This window comes from Psychrilyobacter sp. (assembly GCF_049671765.1).
In the GTDB taxonomy this organism is placed as follows: Bacteria; Fusobacteriota; Fusobacteriia; order Fusobacteriales; family Fusobacteriaceae; genus Psychrilyobacter.
Window position 1 is genome coordinate 1 of record NZ_JBATVM010000189.1, and the last position, 1,983, is coordinate 1,983.

Annotated in this window: 1 protein-coding gene; it reads left to right on the plus strand. The window is 26.1% G+C overall.

Annotated features, from left to right (window positions below):
- On the plus strand, positions 1-1,385 hold a 1,385-nt coding region (locus tag WBG30_RS09380; protein WP_424504393.1), incomplete at its 5' end, for a hypothetical protein.
- Positions 1,386-1,983: the final 598 nt, after the last annotated feature.

Below are 1,983 nucleotides of genomic sequence, written 5' to 3' on the forward strand. Positions count from 1 at the left end.
CAATAAGAAAAGTAAAAAGTTTTTTAATAGAGGTAAAAAGTTACTTGAAATTAACTGAAGAAAAACAAATTTCCCTAGAAAAAAGAGGGATTATATCTTATTTTTATATTAAACATTTCTTATATGAAGAATTTGAGGTTTTAAGGAATTTTAAATTTCACGATATTTTAGATGAAAAATTTAAAATAATTTTTCATGAAAAAGAAAAAGAAATTAATTTAAAGGATATTAATATTATAAATTACTTATTAATAAAAGCTGTAGATATAGAAAGTGTCGATCAAGTTTTTCTTATATTTAGAGGTGAAAAAATAGATGCCCTTGAAGTAAACAAATTATATAAGGAAATATTAGAGACTGAAGAGCCTTTATTTGAAAAAAAAGGAAAACTGTTTCATAGAACAGAAAATGTGAGTGAGTTGAGAACTCTTTTTCAAAACAAAATTAATGGTTTTAAATTAACTGAAGACATTCAAAAAAAATTACTAATATTTTTTCTATTTGACTATTATTTTTATGAATGGAATAATCTCAGTGAAAATTTAAGACATAATGAAAATATAAATCACACAGTAAAAAAACTTAATTCTTGGTCTTTAGATGATCTTTCTAAAATTAATTGTGTATTGAATAAATTAAAAAGTATATTTGAAATTCAAGAGATAGAGGAAAGAAAGAAACAATATTTAGCATCTAGAGTTGAAGCTTATACAAATAAAAAATCAATATATTATATAGGTGGAAACGAATGGGAAGAAATTATGAGGGAACTCTCTAGAGATGAAAAGATTAAATATTCTAAGAGTATTATAGAGCTAATGTTTTATTCTGAACAGTCTTTAAATAATAATATTTTAAAAGTTTTATCGGATGAAAAGTTGTACTATAACAATAAAAAAAATTGGTTATTTATAATGAAACTTTTCATTGATAAAGAAGTGAAAGAAAAATTATACAAGCCATTAGCAGAGGACACAATAAGAAAAATTATTAAATTCATTATATACAATAGATATGATGTTAACTTTTGGAAAAATGATATGATTTTACAAGACTATTATTCTGAAGGAACTCAAAAAATGATAGAAGAAATAAAGACAAATTTGACATCTCACTACCCTTTAGAAGAAATAGATAATTCGTTAAAAGAAGAATTAAAAATAATTTATAATTTTTTAGATAAAGCGAAAGATATTTTAGACAATCAATTTACTGTGAAAAAAGCAGACACTTTTAAAGTAGAAATAAAAGATGGAGGTCTAGAAAGAGCAAAAGAAATAGAAGAATTAAAAAGAAAAGAAAATATAGATATAAATAAACTGTATTCCCAAGGAGAATTAACACCTAACGAATATATTGAATTATTTAAAATTAAAAAAAGTTAGTTTCCTGAAATTATTGAATGAGACGAAGCCGGAAGAATCTATATGGAGAAAAAACTATAGTTAAGAGTAAAGAATCACTTTCAAAAAAGAGGCACCTAGGAAATCAACTCTAATGTGCCTTTTTTCATACTCCATAACCTAATTTTTTTAATGTTCTTTTTTACTTTAAGTCGAAGTTTATAGTCGTTTAACTGCAACAGTAAATATCATACGAGTTTCGTCGGGCTCATTATGCCCGTCAGGCATCCCAATAAGAAACGGGGATTCTTGGCACTTGCTAACAAAGACAGTTATAAACTTCTTGACTTTCTTTCGTCTATTTCTTGTGTCAAGACAAGAAACAGACCCGTATCAAAGGCGGAAACTTTGGAATTTGATTTATATGCAGTTATTAAAAATATAAAGTTCTAAGGGTGCCACCCTTAAGTGGCTCTGCTTACGATTCACGATTATTAATTTTAAATGTGAGTCAGCAAAAGAAATGAAATTCAAGGATTAAAAAAAATCTAGTCATGAGGTAGGTTGAGTCACTCTAATTCAACCTCTATTTTAACCTAAAAAAGAGCTCGTGAGTGGCCTAAAAGGCCATTTGGTAACC